Origin of the sequence: Arthrobacter sp. 2MCAF15 (genome assembly GCF_052115605.1) — a bacterium.
In the GTDB taxonomy this organism is placed as follows: domain Bacteria; phylum Actinomycetota; class Actinomycetes; order Actinomycetales; family Micrococcaceae; genus Arthrobacter.
In genome coordinates this window covers 214637-229809 of sequence record NZ_JBFRGZ010000001.1, presented here as the reverse complement: position 1 = coordinate 229809, position 15173 = coordinate 214637, and the positions used below count along the sequence as shown (strand labels likewise).

13 protein-coding genes are annotated in these 15173 nt (G+C 67.0%); 6 read left to right on the top strand and 7 right to left on the bottom strand.

Annotation, left to right across the window (positions count from 1 at the left end; translation table 11 throughout):
- Positions 1–45: 45 nt before the first annotated feature.
- Positions 46–702, bottom strand: coding sequence for an MBL fold metallo-hydrolase (locus AB4089_RS01010; protein ID WP_441407479.1), 657 nt, complete (start codon positions 700–702; stop codon positions 46–48).
- 132 nt (positions 703–834) lie between these two features.
- Between AB4089_RS01010 and AB4089_RS01005 the strand changes: the two genes are divergently transcribed.
- Positions 835–1314, top strand: coding sequence for a Fur family transcriptional regulator (locus AB4089_RS01005; RefSeq protein WP_441407478.1), 480 nt, complete (start codon positions 835–837; stop codon positions 1312–1314).
- Between the two features lie 135 nt (positions 1315–1449).
- Here AB4089_RS01005 and AB4089_RS01000 read toward each other — a convergent pair whose 3' ends face one another.
- The 6 genes from AB4089_RS01000 to AB4089_RS00975 form a co-directional block, all read right to left on the bottom strand.
- On the bottom strand, positions 1450–2325 hold the full coding sequence (locus AB4089_RS01000) for a metal ABC transporter permease (RefSeq protein WP_441407477.1): 876 nt from the start codon (positions 2323–2325) through the stop codon (positions 1450–1452).
- On the bottom strand, positions 2326–3141 hold the full coding sequence (locus tag AB4089_RS00995) for a metal ABC transporter ATP-binding protein (protein WP_441407476.1): 816 nt from the start codon (positions 3139–3141) through the stop codon (positions 2326–2328). It lies immediately after the preceding gene.
- 49 nt (positions 3142–3190) lie between these two features.
- Positions 3191–4150, bottom strand: a complete 960-nt coding sequence (locus AB4089_RS00990) for a metal ABC transporter solute-binding protein, Zn/Mn family (RefSeq protein ID WP_441407475.1) — start codon at positions 4148–4150, stop codon at positions 3191–3193.
- A 146-nt stretch (positions 4151–4296) separates the two neighbouring features.
- Positions 4297–5361: a hemolysin family protein gene (locus AB4089_RS00985; RefSeq protein WP_441407474.1), complete on the bottom strand. Its 1065-nt coding sequence runs from the start codon at positions 5359–5361 to the stop codon at positions 4297–4299.
- Entirely contained in the window at positions 5358–6731 is a 1374-nt protein-coding gene (locus AB4089_RS00980) for a hemolysin family protein (RefSeq protein WP_441407473.1), read from the bottom strand. The genes AB4089_RS00985 and AB4089_RS00980 overlap by 4 nt, the downstream gene beginning before the upstream one ends.
- 328 nt (positions 6732–7059) lie before the next feature.
- The gene (locus tag AB4089_RS00975; protein WP_441407472.1) at positions 7060–8529 is read right to left on the bottom strand and encodes a GuaB1 family IMP dehydrogenase-related protein; all 1470 of its coding nucleotides are present in this window, start codon (positions 8527–8529) and stop codon (positions 7060–7062) included.
- Between the two features lie 307 nt (positions 8530–8836).
- Between AB4089_RS00975 and AB4089_RS00970 the strand changes: the two genes are divergently transcribed.
- The 5 genes from AB4089_RS00970 (at position 8837) to AB4089_RS00950 (ending at position 15155) form a co-directional block, all read left to right on the top strand.
- The gene (locus AB4089_RS00970; RefSeq protein ID WP_441407471.1) at positions 8837–12637 is read left to right on the top strand and encodes a multifunctional oxoglutarate decarboxylase/oxoglutarate dehydrogenase thiamine pyrophosphate-binding subunit/dihydrolipoyllysine-residue succinyltransferase subunit; all 3801 of its coding nucleotides are present in this window, start codon (positions 8837–8839) and stop codon (positions 12635–12637) included.
- A gap of 111 nt (positions 12638–12748) precedes the next feature.
- On the top strand, positions 12749–13348 hold the full coding sequence (locus tag AB4089_RS00965) for a GDSL-type esterase/lipase family protein (RefSeq protein WP_441407470.1): 600 nt from the start codon (positions 12749–12751) through the stop codon (positions 13346–13348).
- 150 nt (positions 13349–13498) lie between these two features.
- A complete protein-coding gene (locus AB4089_RS00960; RefSeq protein ID WP_441407469.1) occupies positions 13499–14329 on the top strand; it encodes a DUF4097 family beta strand repeat-containing protein in 831 nt (276 codons plus the stop codon).
- Positions 14329–14964: a PadR family transcriptional regulator gene (locus AB4089_RS00955; RefSeq protein WP_441407468.1), complete on the top strand. Its 636-nt coding sequence runs from the start codon at positions 14329–14331 to the stop codon at positions 14962–14964. The genes AB4089_RS00960 and AB4089_RS00955 overlap by 1 nt, the downstream gene beginning before the upstream one ends.
- A 116-nt stretch (positions 14965–15080) precedes the next feature.
- The gene (locus AB4089_RS00950; RefSeq protein ID WP_104061284.1) at positions 15081–15155 is read left to right on the top strand and encodes a 50S ribosomal protein bL37; all 75 of its coding nucleotides are present in this window, start codon (positions 15081–15083) and stop codon (positions 15153–15155) included.
- Positions 15156–15173 lie beyond the last annotated feature (18 nt).

Sequence of the window (15173 nt, the reverse complement as noted above, 5' to 3'; positions counted from 1 at the left end):
GCGCGCCCGCGTAGGCGCAACAGCGCAGGCTGCGGCCGGCGTCGGCTAGACCTCCGCTGAGTCGCCGCTGGAGAGGTGCCGGTACTCGGTGCCGTATTTGGCGCCGATCCGGGTCACGTGCCCTTCAATGAGGCCGCGGCCCATGTCGTTCAGGAGCGCATCATGGATCGGGAAGGCCTGCGGCGCGCGGACGCCGATCACAAAGTCCACCACTTCACCCACCTTGTTCCACGGGGCGTGGATGGGCACCAGCAGCGTCTTCACGTCCACGCCGTCGGGAATCGCGAAGGAGTCCCCCGGGTGGTAGACATTGGCATCGACGAGGTAGCCGACGTTGGCCACGACGGGGATCTGCGGGTGGATGAGCGCGTGCTGGCCGCCGAACGTCCTGACCGCAAAGCCGGAGGTCTCAAATTCCTCACCAGCAGCCGCCGCGTGGATCCGGCTCCCGGCGTCGGGCGCCTTCCCGCGGAGCGCCGCGGCCACCCCCTCCGGAGCGAACAGTTCCAGCGCTGTATTGGACTGCAACGCGGCGGCGACGGCGTCAACGTCCACGTGGTCGGCGTGCTCGTGGGTGATGAGCACCGCATGTGCCCCAGCCAGGGCCTGGTCCGTCTCCGAAAATGTCCCCGGGTCAAATACGAGCACCCGGCCATCCTGCTCGAGACGGACACAGGCATGCGTGAATTTGGTCAGCTTCATCCGGCCAGCCTAGGCACCCACCGTCACGGTGTCCACGGAGCTCTGCCGGCGATCCTGCACGCTGGTAATCTTGGACATTGCCACCACCCCGCAGCGAGAAGCCGCGAACACTTTGACGAAGCGAGTTCCACAATGTCCCAAGGCGCTACCGCCGGCAGCAGCCGGGTTCCGGCCTCGGCACCTGCAGAGGCCCCGGCACCTGCGCAGGGCAAGGAACAGCGTGTCACCAAGCAGCGCCTCGCCGTCAGTGCCGCCCTGGACGATCTGGCGGACTTCGTCAGCACCCAGGAACTGCACCGCATCCTCCAGGAGCGCGGCACCGCGGTGTCCCTGGCCACCTCGTACCGGATCCTGCAGTCCCTCGCCGAGGACGGGCTGGTGGATGTCCTGCGCAACGCCGACGGCGAAGCTGTCTACCGGCGCTGCGCCGTCACGGGGCACCACCATCACCTCCTGTGCCGCAACTGCGGCAAGGCCGTGGAAGTCGAAGCCCCGGCTGTTGAAGCCTGGGCGGCGCGGATCGCCAAGGAGCACGGCTTCACGGCTGTGGAGCACACCGTGGAAATCTTCGGGCTGTGCCCCGAATGCACGGCCCTGAAAGCCGGCCAGTAGCCCCAGGGCTGCGGAAATTCCCCATCTTTGACCCCATGGACCGGTATTGACCGGCAGGTCGCCGGGACTCGCCGGAGGCCGCCGCCAAACATGGGGAAATTCCGCCAGGGCGTCAGCGGGCGCGGCACGGAGGCCTTAGGCGGCCCGCAACACCCTGCCGTTGAGCCCCCGCTTGGCCCGGGCGCCGCCGATCACGCGGCAAGCCACATAGATCAGGAACGACAGCGTGGTCACATAGGGGCTGATCGGCAGCCGGCCGCCGAGGGCCAGCAGGATGCCTCCCACGGTCGCCGCCATGGCGAAGAGGATGCTCAGCGTGACCACCAGCCGGGGCGAGGACGTGACCCGCATGGCCGCAGCGGCCGGCGTGATCAGCAGGGCCAGCACCAGCAGCGCGCCGACGATCTGAATGGACAGCGCCACACTGATCCCCAGCAGCACCATGAAACCCAGGGCCAGGGCGCGCACGGGCACGCCGCGGGCGGTGGCGACGTCGGGGTCGACGCTGGCAAAGGTCAGCGGCCGCCAAATGGCGACCAGCGCCAGCATCACCACGACGGCGGCGAACGCGAGGACCTGCAGCTGGACCGTTCCCACCGACACGATCTGCCCGGTGAGCAGGCCGAACTTGTTGGCTGCCCGGCCCTCGTACAGGGACAGGAAGAGGATGCCCAGGCCCAGCCCGAAGGGCATGATGACGCCGATGATCGAGTTCTTGTCCCGTGCGCGGACACCCATCACCCCCAGCACCACGGCCGCCAGGACCGATCCCGCCAGTGAGCCGAGGATGATGTTCGCGCCGATCAGCAGCGCGAAAGCTGCCCCGGCGAAGGAGAGCTCGGAGATGCCGTGGACCGCAAACGCCAGGTCGCGCTTCATCACGAAGGTGCCCATGAGTCCGCCCAGCAGCCCCAGGACGGCGCCGGCCCAGATCGAGTTCTGCACCAGGACCAGCAGCTCGCCGTAGTTTTCGAAGTTGAAGATTGAATGCAGCAGGTTGCCCAGATCCACCTAGCCCACCTCGCCCGCGACGGAGTGTGCGTCCTGGTGGTGGTGCGTCGTGGCATCCGGCAGCCCCACGACAATCAGCCGGCCGTTGGCCTGGATGACTTCAACGTGGCTGCCGTACAAATCCGAGAGCACCTCGGTGGTCATGACCTCCTCGGGCGTGCCCACCCGGAACCGGCCGCCGGCCAGGTACAGGACCCGGTCCACGTAGTCCATGATCGGGTTGATCTCGTGGGTCACGAACACCACGGCGCTGTCCGACTCCCGGCATTGCTTGTTGATCAGGGCGCTGACGGCCTGCTGGTGCTGAAGGTCGAGGGAGAGCAACGGCTCGTCGCACAGCAGCACGTTGGGATCCGTAGCGAGGGCCTGGGCCACGCGCAGGCGCTGCTGTTCACCGCCGGAGAGCTGCCCCACCGGCACCTTGGCGTAGTCGGTTGCGCCCACGAGGTCCAGGAGCTCATCGACCTTCCGGTTCACTTTTGCGCCGCCCAGGCGGATGCCCCAGCGGTGGCCGTCGACGCCGAGGGCCACGAGGTCGCGGGCGCGCAGGGGCGTGTCGGGGTCGAATGATTTCTGCTGCGGCACGTAGCCGATCCTGCGGCTACCCCGCTCAACGGGACGGCCGCCGAGAACTGCCGTTCCCGTGCTCAGTTCCTGCAGCCCCAGCAGGACCTTCAGGAAGGTGGTCTTGCCGCTGCCGTTGGGACCGAGCACGGCAAAGAATTCACCCGGGTTGATGTCCAGGTCCAGGCCCTCCCAGAGCGTCCGTTGGCCGAACGCCAGGGAGGCACCACGGAGGCTCACTACCGGTGTCAAAGGGGGTTTCCTCGATTTTCCGCGGAGACTGCTGCTCCCGCTGTTCCGATCATCCTAGGGCCTTGCCGATGCTCTCGACATTCCCGGTCATCCACTGCAGGTAGGACTGGCCGTCCGGAAGGGTCTCGCTGAAATTCACTACCGGGACGCCGGCGGTCTCGGCGGCCTTTTTCAGCGTCACCGTCTGGGGTCCCTCCGTCTGGGTATTGTAGGCCAGCAGCTTCACGCCCCGGGATGCCACGAGGTCGGCGGCGGCCTTGAGCACGGCGGGCGGCACATCGGCGTCTTCCTCGATCGCGGCCGTATACTCCTCCGGGGTCTGGTTCTCCAGTCCGGCGTCCTCGAGCAGGTACAGCGGGACGGGTTCGGTGACCGCAACGGGCGAATGGCCCGCCGAGGCCTTGATGGCGGCGAGCTTGGTTTCCAGTCCGCCGAGAGAGTCCTTGAAGGCCGCAGCGTTGGTCCGGAACGTCTGTGCCGAGCCAGGTTCCAGCGAACCCAGCTTGTCGGCGACGGCGTCCGCGAGGCGGGACATGGCCGGCAGGCTGTACCAGACGTGCTCGTTCAGCCCGGCGTGCTCGTGCGCGTGGCCGGCGGCGTCAGTTGTTGCCGGTGCCGGACTTCCGGTGGCAAGGCCGGAGACGTCCACGGCGTTGATGATGTTGCCGTGGTCCAGCCCCGTGTCGGTGGCAAGGGTGTCGATGAAGGCGTCGTATCCCCCGCCGTTCTCCACCACGAGCTCCGCCTTGGAGACCGCCAGCTTGTCCTGCGTGGTTGCCTCGTAGGAGTGCGGGTCCTGGCTGGTGCGGTTGATGACCGAGGTGACCCGGACCTTGTCGCCGCCGATGCTCGAGACGATGTCGCCGTAGACGCTGGTGGAGGCCACGACGTCGATCACGCCGTCGCCCGCGGTCCCCCGCGAGCCGCCCGCCGTCGGACTGCACGCGGTGAGCAGGAGGCCTAAGCCGGCAAAACCAGCCAGCATGGCTCGGGCAGCGGGACGACGCACGGGAAACCTCGGATCTGTTATTGAGAATCAGGAGCAATAGCAACAGCCCGAGTGTATCCCTAAATAGGAATCATTCCTATTTAGGGATACACGGCGGGCCGCAGCGCACCTGTCCGCTACCGGGCTGTCCGCTACTGGGCTGTCCCTTACTGGTCTTGGCCCAGCCTGCGGTAGCCCCTGGCCTGCGTCGCGTCACGGATTTCTCCGACAAGCTGCTCGATCACATCCTCGAGGAACAGCACCCCCTGGGTCAGTCCGTCCGGGCCGATCACGCGGGCCAGATGCGAGCCCGTGCGCTGCATGACGGACATGGCCTTCTCGATTTCGTCGTCCATGGCCAGGTTCGCCAGCGACCGGATGCGGCTTTCCGCAATCGGCTCGTGGTACCCGGCATCCGGAATGGACAGCACGTCCTTGATGTGGAGGTAGCCGGCCAGCATGCCGTCGTCATCGAGCATCGGGAAGCGCGAGAACCCGGTCCGGCTCACTGACTTTTCGAATTCCGCCGGCGTGGTGGCCGCCTTGAGCATGACGAGCTTTCCCAGCGGGACCATCACCCGCGAGGCCGTGTGTTCGGAGAACTCCAGCGCTCCGGTAATGAGTCCGGCGTCGTCGTCCACAAGTCCGTGGCGGGTGGATTCCTGCACGATCGACTGCACTTCTTCAAGCGTGAAGGAGGACGTCACCTCATCCTTGGGCTCAATCCGCATGAGCCGCAGGATATGGTTCGCGGACCAGTTCAGGGCAGCAATGAAGGGCTTGACCACGCGCGCGATGAACATCAGGGGCGGTGCCAGCAGCAGCGCCGCCTTGTCGGCGACCGACACGGAGATGTTCTTGGGCACCATTTCGCCGAACGTGACGTGCAGGAACGTCACCACCAGCAGGGCGACGGCGAACGCCACAATGTCGGAGGCCTCCGCAGGAACGCCCAACGCTTCCAGCGGTACAGCCAGGAGGTGGTGGATCGCGGGCTCTGCCACCAGCAGGATCAGCAGCGAGCAGACCGTGATGCCGAGCTGGGCGCACGCGAGCATGAGCGAGACATTTTCCATGGCCCGGAGCGTGGTCTGGGCCCGCTTGGAGCCGGCTTCGGCCAGCGGTTCGATCTGGCTGCGGCGCGCGGACATGACAGCGAATTCAGCCGCCACGAAGAAGGCATTGGCCACCAGCAGGAGGGCAAGCCACAAAATTCCGGCCCAGTCGCTCATGCGGCACCTGCCTGGCTGCCGGACTGGCTGCCGGACTGGGTGCCGGGCTCGTTGCCGGGCTCGCCGTCGCCGGGTTCCCGGGCCGGCCGGAAACAGATCCGGTCGATCCGGCGGCCGTCCATTCGGGTCACGCTGAGTGTCCCGCCGTCGACGTCGACTGTGTCGCCGACTGCCGCGATGCGGCCGAGCTGGCTCATGAGGTAGCCTCCCACCGTTTCGTAGGCAGCCTCATCGGGCACGGTCAGGCCCGGGATCTGTTCGGAGAGTTCGTCGGGCCGGAGCAGGCCGGGGAAGTACCAGTCCCCCGAGGCGCTCTGAAGCAGGCCGGGGCGGACCTTGTCGTGTTCGTCGGCCACTTCCCCGACGATTTCCTCCACGAGGTCTTCCAGGGTGGTGACGCCGGCGGTTCCGCCGTACTCGTCGAGGACGACTGCCAATTGAAGGTTGCCCTCGCGCAGTTCGGCCAGGAGGGCGTCCAGGTGGATGGTTTCGGGGACGCGGAGCACATCGGTCATGATGGCCCCTGCCTGCAGCTTGGCGCGGCGGTCCGAGGGCACGGCGATGGCCTTCTTGATATGCACCACGCCGCGGATGTCATCGGAGGACTCGCCGATCACGGGGAAGCGGGAGTATCCGGTGCGTTTGGCGGCCTCGACGATATCCGAGACCGGCTGGTCGGCGTCGATGGTCTCCACGCGGATGCGGGGGGTCATGACGTCCGCGGCGGTCCGCCCGGAGAACTTCAGGGTCCGGGAAATGAAGTTGGCCGTCCCGGCGTCAAGGGTGCCCATGGCCGCGGAGCGACGGACGAGCGAGGCCAGTTCGGCCGGGGTGCGGGCGCCGGAGATTTCCTCCTTGGCCTCCAGACCAAAGACGTTGAGGACCTTGTTCGAGAAACCGTTCAGCACCACGATGGCGGGTTTGAAGATGGCGGTGAACACCAGCTGTGGCCGGGCAACGGCCTTGCCGACCGGGAAGGACAGCGCGATGGCCATGTTCTTGGGCACCAGCTCGCCGATCAGCATGGAGAGCAGGGTGGCCAGCGCCATTGCGAGGACCAGGGAGAGGGAGGCGGCCGCCGCGGGCGGGACGCCGAGAGCGGTGAGGGGGCCTTCGAGCAGTTTGCCGACAGACGGTTCCATGACGTAACCGGTCAGCAGGGTGGTCATGGTGATGCCCAGCTGGCAGCTGGAGAGCTGGGTGGAGAGCGACTTGAGACATTTGAGCAGGGGCTCGGCGGCGGTGTCGCCGCTATCGACGGCGCGCTGCACGGTGGCCTGGTCCAAGGCGACGAGAGAAAATTCCACGGCGACAAAGAACCCTGTGCCAAGGATGAGCAGGAGGCCTGCTGCGAGAAATAGCCATTCCATGTCAGCGGCCTGCTTCCACGGCAGCGGCGGCGGCGGAATTCAACGGCCGTCGCAGGGGCCGTAGATACTGGAAGGGTCTGCCTGGCGGAGGATGGTCGGCGGCGGCCGACCCTGTTTCCTGGAAGGCTCCGGGGTGGCGCGTGGCCGGAGAATGATGGGCGCGTGAACGGGGTTTGCCGGCTCTGCGGGTGGACTGCGCGGTAACGGTTTCCGTTCTCCGCTGACAGCCCCCAGGCCGGCACCTAGATTTACTGTCCATAAGAATTTCAGTCTACAGGAGCAGCCGCCGCCAACCCCCGCCCGCCCGCGTCATAGGGGTGTGCGGGAATCACCAGCTCTGCGGGACGGGCCGGCCTTCCTCATAGCCTGCCGCGGACTGGATGCCAGCCACGGCACGTTCCCGGAAGGCGGCGAGATCGGCAGCGCCGGCGTAGCTCATGGAACTGCGCAGGCCGGCCGTGATCATGTCCAGCAGGTCCTCGACGCCGGGCCGCGCCGCGTCCACATACATGCGGGACGTGGAGATGCCCTCCTCGAACAGGGCCTTGCGGTCCTTCTCAAATGCGCCCTCGCGCTGGTTCCGGTTCTGTACCGCCCGGGCGGAGGCCATGCCGAAGCTTTCCTTATACTGCCGGCCGGCAGCGTCGAGCTGTAAGTCCCCGGGGCTTTCGTGTGTACCGGCAAACCAGGAGCCGATCATTACCTGGCTGGCCCCGGCGGCCAGGGCCAGGGCGACGTCGCGCGGGTAGCGGACCCCGCCGTCGGCCCACACCCGGCCGCCGGCTTCGCGCGCGGCGGCGGAGCATTCCAGGACGGCGCTGAACTGCGGACGGCCCACGGCCGTCATCATTCGGGTGGTGCACATGGCGCCCGGACCCACGCCGACCTTGACGATGTCCGCCCCCGCCTCGATGAGTTCACGCGTGGCCCCGCCGGTGACGACATTGCCGGCCACCACGGGGACGCCCGGGTTGAGTCCCTTCACGGCAGCCAGGGCGTCGAACATTTTCTGCTGGTGGCCGTGCGCGGTGTCGAGGACCAGCACGTTTACGCCGGCGGCCAGCAATTCGGCCGCCCGCCCTGCCACGTCACCGTTGATTCCGACGGCGGCAGCGACCTTGAGCCGGCCGTCCTTGTCCAGGGAGGGCCGGTAGAGCGTGGAGCGCAGGGCGCCCTTGCGGGTGAGCACGCCGGCCAGGACGCCGTCCTGCTGCACCGGAGCGTAGTCGGTTCCGGCTGCATCCATCGCCTCGAAGGCGCGGCGGAGGGCCTGCGCGGCATCCGCCGCGGCGGCCGACCCGTTCCCAAGCTGTGCGGCGTCCAGCACCAGCGGCTGGTGGCGGACGACGGAGGCCAGGGACGCGAACCGGTCCTGGCCCTCGCAGTCGGCGGCCCGGACCACACCGGTGACGGCGCCGGATTCATCCACCACCACCACGGCCCCGTGCGGCCGCTTGCCCATCAGGTGGAGGGCATCTATGACGGTGTCGGTGGGCGCGAGCGTGACCGGGGTCTCCAGGACCGGGTGGCGCCCCTTGATCCAGGCCGTGACATCCCGGATGACATCGAGCGGGACGTCCTGCGGCAGGACTCCAAGGCCGCCGCGGCGGGCCATGGTCTCGGCCATCCGCTTCCCCGTCACCGCCGTCATATTCGCCGCCACCAGGGGTATCGCCGAGCCGGTGCCGTCGTCGGCCGTGAGATCGACGTCCAGGCGGGAGGTGACATCCGAGCGGGACGGTACCAGGAACAGGTCGGAGTACGTCAGGTCGGTGGTGGGCTCATTCAGGAAACGCACGGTTGCTCCTTAGCTGGCACCCTATGGCTGGCGCGCTTGGCGCCATGCGGGTTCTCCTTTGATTCTAGGGCGGGTCCCGGGCCCCGCCGGCACGTCATTCCGGCCGATTCTGGACCACTTCTTCACTCCATTTCGGCGGCTGATGGGGCGGATCATGATTTGGGTCACCCTTATTGGCGGTTTGGCAAGAATCCTCACTAGACTGGCATGGGTCTGGGTTCACTGGACGCAGAGACTGGCTCAATCGTCGTGCCGAGGCACCGTGGAAGCCAGAGGGAATCAAACTCATGGAAGAGGCGTATTTCAAGTGCCAGAGCAGCCAAGCCACCGTCTACCAGAGGAATTTGGCGGAAACGAGTGGCTCGTTGACGAACTGTACGAGCGTTACCAGCAGGACAAGAACACGGTTGACGCCAAGTGGTGGCCGCTGTTCGAATCCTTCGAAGCTAGTGACGCCTCTTCCGCCAACGGAACGTCCGGCACCGCGACAGCTGTGCATCCTGCCACCCGTGAACTTCCCGTTGTAGCGCCCGCCGCCGCACCGCAGGCAGCACCTGCACCGGCTGCCCCCGCTCCCGTCGCGGCTGCCCCCGCCGCCCCGGCTCCCGCAGCGAAGCGGGCCCCGGCCACCGCCGCCCGGGATGGCGCCAGGACCTCCGACGCCGGCCCCGGCACGGCGCCGATCCCGGCACAGCTGCCCAAGAACGTAAAGGCCCCGACGGCGCCGGAAGAGGACGTCGTCTCCGTCCTGCGCGGCCCGGCCAAGGCCATTGCGTCGAACATGGTCACCAGCCTGGAAGTGCCGACCGCCACGAGTGTGCGTGCCATCCCGGCAAAGCTGCTCATCGACAACCGCGTGGTCATCAACTCCAACCTGGCCCGCGCCCGCGGCGGCAAGGTCTCCTTCACGCACCTGATCGGCTACGCCGTGATCCGCGCCCTGTCCCAGTTCCCGTCGATGAATGTCTACTACGACGAGATCGACGGCAAGCCGGTGGCTGTCCAGCCGGCACACGTGAACTTCGGCATCGCGATCGACATGCCCAAGCCTGACGGCACCCGCCTGCTCATGGTCCCGAACATCAAGAAGGCGGAGACCCTTAACTTCGCCGAGTTCTGGCACACGTACGAGGACCTGATCAAGCGCGCCCGCAACGGCAAGCTGACGGCGGATGACCACTCCGGCACCACCGTGTCCCTGACCAACCCCGGCGGCATCGGCACCGTCCACTCGGTGCCCCGCCTGTCCAAGGGCCAGGCCGCCATCATCGGCGTCGGCGCACTGGACTACCCGGCCGAGTTCCAGGGTGCCAGCGAGAAGATCATCGCGCAGAACGCGATCAGCAAGGTCCTGACCCTGACCTCCACCTATGACCATCGCGTCATCCAGGGTGCCGGCAGCGGCGAGTTCCTCAAGCTCGTGCACCAGCTCCTGCTGGGCGCCCAGAACTTCTACGACGAGATCTTCGAGGCCCTGCGCATCCCGTACGAGCCCGTACGCTGGAGCCCGGACCTGCAGGTGGACCCGGCCGACGAGATCAACAAGGTCGCCCGGATCCAGCAGCTGATCCACGCCTACCGCGTGCGCGGCCACCTCATGGCGGACACCGATCCGCTCGAGTACGTCCAGCGCAAGCACCCGGACCTCGACGTCCTGACCTACGGCCTGACCCTGTGGGACCTGGACCGCGAGTGGCCCACCGGCGGCTTCGGCGGCAAGCCGATGCTGAAGTTCCGCGACATCCTCGGCGTCCTCCGCGACGCCTACTGCCGCACCGCCGGCATCGAATACATGCACATCCAGGACCCCGCCGAGCGCAAGTGGTTCCAGGACCAGCTGGAGCACGCGTACTCGAAGCCGAGCCGCGACGAGCAGCTGCGCATCGTTTCCAAGCTCAACGCCGCCGAGGCCTTTGAGACCTTCCTGCAGACCAAGTTCGTCGGCCAGAAGCGCTTCTCGCTCGAAGGCGGCGAGTCCCTGATTCCGCTGCTGGACGCCATTATCTCCGACGCCGCCGACGACGAACTCGACGAAGTGGCGATCGGCATGGCCCACCGCGGCCGGCTCAACGTGCTCACCAACATCGCGGGCAAGACCTACGCCCAGGTCTTCCGCGAATTCGAAGGCACCCAGGACCCCCGTTCGGTCCAGGGCTCCGGCGACGTGAAGTACCACCTCGGCACCGAGGGCACCTTCACCTCGGACAACGGCAAGGAGACCAAGGTCTACCTCGCCGCGAACCCGTCCCACCTCGAGGCGGTCGACTCCGTCCTCGAAGGCATCGTCCGCGCCAAGCAGGACCGGCTGGACCAGGGCGAGGCCTTCCCCGTGCTGCCGATCATGGTGCACGGCGACGCCGCATTCGCCGGCCAGGGCGTTGTGGCCGAAACGCTCAACCTCTCCCAGCTGCGCGGCTACCGCACCGGCGGAACCATCCACATCGTGGTCAACAACCAGGTCGGCTTCACCACCGCGCCGTCCTCCTCGCGTTCCTCCACGTACTCCACGGACGTCGCGAAGATGATCCAGGCACCGGTGTTCCATGTGAACGGCGACGACCCGGAAGCCGTGGTCCGCATCGGCCAGCTTGCCTACGAGTTCCGCCAGCGGTTCCACAAGGACGTTGTCATCGACATGGTCTGCTACCGCCGCCGCGGCCACAACGAGGGCGACGACCCCTCGATGACCCAGCCGCTGATGTACAACCTGATCGAAGCCAAGCGCTCCGTCCGTAAGCTGTACACCGAATCGCTGATCGGCCGCGGCGACATCACCGAGGAAGAAGCCGAGCAGCTGCTGCGCGACTACCAGGAACGCCTGGAGCGCGTCTTCGCCGAAACGCACGCGGCCCAGACGTCCCCGATCCCGATCATCACGGCCGATTCCGCCGCGGTGTCCGATCTCGAACGTCCCATGGCGCAGCAGTCCGATTCCGGTGTCAGCGCCCCGGCCTCCACGGCGATCTCAGCGGAGACCCTGGCACGCATCGGCAAGGCCCACACCGAAATCCCGGAGGGCTTCACCGTCCACGCCAAACTCAAACAGCTGCTCGAGAAGCGTGAAGCGATGTCCCGCGAAGGCGGCATCGACTGGGGCTTCGGCGAACTTGCCGCGTTCGGCTCGCTCACCATGGAAGGCGTCCCCGTCCGGCTCGCCGGCCAGGACTCGCGACGCGGCACCTTCGTGCAGCGTCACGCCGTCTTCCACGACCGGGCCAACGGCGACGAATGGCTGCCCCTGTCCCACCTCTCGGACAACCAGGCCAAGCTGTGGATCTACGACTCCCTGCTCTCCGAATACGCCGCCATGGGCTTCGAATACGGGTACTCCGTGGAGCGCCCGGACGCCCTGGTGCTCTGGGAAGCGCAGTTCGGTGACTTCGTCAACGGTGCGCAGACCATCATCGATGAGTTCATCTCCTCCGCAGAGCAGAAGTGGGGCCAGCGCTCCTCGCTGGTCCTCATGCTGCCGCACGGCTACGAGGGCCAGGGCCCGGACCACTCCTCCGCCCGCATCGAGCGGTTCCTCCAGATGTGCGCCGAGGAGAACATGATCGTGGCCAACCCCACGACGTCGGCCTCGCACTTCCACCTGCTGCGCCGCCAGGCCTACAGCAAGCCGCGCAAGCCGCTGATCATCTTCACGCCGAAGCAGCTGCTGCGCCTGAAGGCCGCGGCGTCCTCGGTGGAGGACTTCACCACCGGCTCGTTCCGCCCCGTCATCCCGGAGCACGCCCAGCTGCAGGCCGACGCCGTCGAACGCGTGCTGCTGGTCTCCGGCCGGCTGTACTACGATCTGCTGTCCACCCGGCAGAAGACCGAGAACACCACCACGGCGATCGTGCGGGTTGAGCAGCTTTACCCGCTGCCGGTCGCCGAGATCGCTGCCGAGCTGGCCAAGTACCCGAACGCCGAAGTGGTCTGGGCGCAGGACGAGCCGGCCAACCAGGGTCCGTGGCCGTTCATTGGCCTGAACCTGCCCGACGCCCTGGACCGCCGGGTCCGGCTCATCTCGCGCCCCGCCTCGGCCTCCACCGCGGCAGGGTCGATGAAGCGCCACGCGGCGGAACAGGACGCCCTGCTCAAGCAGGCATTCGCTCGTAAATAGCGTCATTACTGCCCGGCCGGAGACTGAAACACAACACTCCGGCCGGGCAGTTCTGTTTAATGGACTATTAGTGGTCAGCTTGATGGACAGCGTTGAAGTGAAGAGGTAGTCGTGGAAGATCGGAAGCTGCGGATCGCAGCCGTTGGGGACGAGCTGTTGGCCGGGCTCGGTGATCCGCGCGCCTTGGGCTGGTGGGGCCGGGTACTGGCCCGCACACCGCAGGACGGGATGGCCCTGGAGTGCTACTCCCTGCCGTGCCCGGAAGAGGGCACCGAGGGAATCGCCGCGCGCTGGCTCGAGGAGGCCGGCCGCCGCTTCGGCAACAACCACGAAAACCGCCTGGTGATCGGCCTGTCCGGACGCGACATTGAGTTCGGCCTGTCAACGGCCCGCAGCCGCCTGAACCTCGCCAACATCCTGGACTCAGCCTCCCAGAACAAGATCGAGGTTTTTGTCGTGGGGCCGCCGCCCACGCTTGACCCCGCGCAAAACCGCAGGCTCGGCGAACTCAACACCGCGTTCGCCGACGTCACCACGCGCCGCAAGCACCTGTACGTCGACACTTTCTCGCCGCTGCTGAACCACGAGCAGTGGCGCCAGGATCTCGCGGCCAACGGCGGCACGCCCGGCCAGGCCGGGTATGGCCTGATGGCGTGGCTGGTGCTGCACCGCGGCTGGTTCCAGTGGCTGGGCCTGGACGCGCCGGAATAGTCCCGCCGGCGGCGGCAGGCCAGCTGCTGGTCCCACCCTTCCGGGATTTTCGCGATATATCTTGACCTGGGCGACAGGCGCGATATATCGTGACTTCATAGTCGCGATATATCGTTAGTCCCCAGCCACCTTTCGCTTTCCGGAGGAACCATGTCAGAGAACTCGTGGACCGTGACCGGCCCGCAGACAATCGACGTCGACGACGTCCGCTCCCTCAAGCTCGGCATCGTCCGCGGCCGCTTCGACATCGTCACCCATGACGAGGATGTGGCACGGGTCGAGGTGTCCGAAATCCACGGCGACCCGCTGTCGGTTTCTGTCATCAACGGCCGCCTGGAAGTGCGCCACCAGCTGCACGGGCCGCAGGGCTGGTTCAAGAACCTGATGGACACCGTCAACAACGGCAGCAGCAATTCGGTGGTCATCAGCATCGCCCTGCCGGCCGGAGTCGAGGTGGAGGCCGGGACGGTGAGCGGCGACGGCATGGTCTCCGGAACCAGCGGCCACGCCCGGCTCAACACCGTCTCCGGATCCGTGCTGGCCGACGGCACCTCCGGGGACCTGTCGGTCAAGACCGTCAGCGGAGAGGTGATCGCCCGCAACCACCGCGGTGTCCTGACCGCCAAGAGCGTCTCCGGCGAGGTCACGGCCTCGGGCGAATTCAGCCATATCCGCGCGAACACCGTCAGCGGCGACCTGAACTTCGACCTGCACGGCTTCACCCAGGACTTTGGCGCCAATTCGGTCTCCGGTGACGTCACCATCCGGCTTCCGCACGACGTCGGAGTGGACATCATCGCCAAGTCCGCCAGCGGCGCGGTGGTTATCGACGACCAAAAGTACGCCCACCAGTCCGGCGGCACGGTGCAGACCATCGCGGGGCCGGACACCAAGCTGATGCTGGTCCGGACCAACTCGGTCTCGGGAAAGACGTCGATCTTCCACGGCCAGCCCACCGTGGACACCGAAACGGCCGGCTGATGCCTCCCGTCTTCGCCCACGGGGCACTGCGGCTGTACCTGCTCGCCCTCCTCGAGTCGGGCCCCAAACACGGCTATGAGCTCATCAAGGCCCTCAGCGAGCGTTTCGGCGGCACGTACTCCCCCAGCGCCGGCACCATCTACCCGCGCCTGGGCAAGCTTGAGGAGGAAGGGCTGGTGGCCACCCACACGGAGGGCCGCCGCACCAACTACAGCATCACCCCGGCGGGACTCCTGGAACTGAACAGCCGGCGGGACGAACTCGCCGGCGTCGAGAACGACATTTCGGCCTCGGTGCGCCGTCTCGCCGACAACCTTCGCCAGGACATCCGCGTCAACATGCGCGGCCTCCGGGCCGACCTCGCGGCGACGGCGGAGGCGGCGCGGACCTCGGCCCGTGCGGGTTCTGCCGGCGGAACCGGTTCCGCCGCGGGCGCTGGCAGCCCGTGGTACTCCCCGGAAGGCGAACGGCGGCTGAAGGAGGCGGAAATGCTGGTGCAGGCCTTCCGTGACGACATGCGGGTGGAACTGCGGCGCCACGCCGGGAGCAGCCCCGTCACGGCCGTCACGCTCGAAACCGTCAGGACGGTGCTGGACCAGGCCCGGATCTCGATCCGTAATTCGCTCAATGCCTGACCCCCGGGGCAACCCGGCCGCGGCCCGTCGCACGGCGCCCCCGGTTCGCGGCACGTGCCGTGATGTGGGAGACTTGAGGGCAGCTCTTTTGAGTACCAAGATTAAGGAGGCCAGCTATGAGCAAACGTGCACGTAAACGTCGTGACCGTAAGCGTGGCGGCGCGAACCACGGTAAGCGCCCCAACGCCTAAGCAAAAGCTTGGATTGAA

Coding starts and splice junctions, on each gene's coding strand:
- AB4089_RS00985 (WP_441407474.1), bottom strand. CDS start 5,361: ATGAGCGACTGGGCCGGAATTTTGTGGCTTGCCCTCCTGCTGGTGGCC.
- AB4089_RS01005 (WP_441407478.1), top strand. CDS start 835: ATGTCCCAAGGCGCTACCGCCGGCAGCAGCCGGGTTCCGGCCTCGGCA.
- AB4089_RS00955 (WP_441407468.1), top strand. CDS start 14,329: ATGCCTCCCGTCTTCGCCCACGGGGCACTGCGGCTGTACCTGCTCGCC.
- AB4089_RS00980 (WP_441407473.1), bottom strand. CDS start 6,731: ATGGAATGGCTATTTCTCGCAGCAGGCCTCCTGCTCATCCTTGGCACA.
- AB4089_RS00960 (WP_441407469.1), top strand. CDS start 13,499: ATGTCAGAGAACTCGTGGACCGTGACCGGCCCGCAGACAATCGACGTC.
- AB4089_RS01010 (WP_441407479.1), bottom strand. CDS start 702: ATGAAGCTGACCAAATTCACGCATGCCTGTGTCCGTCTCGAGCAGGAT.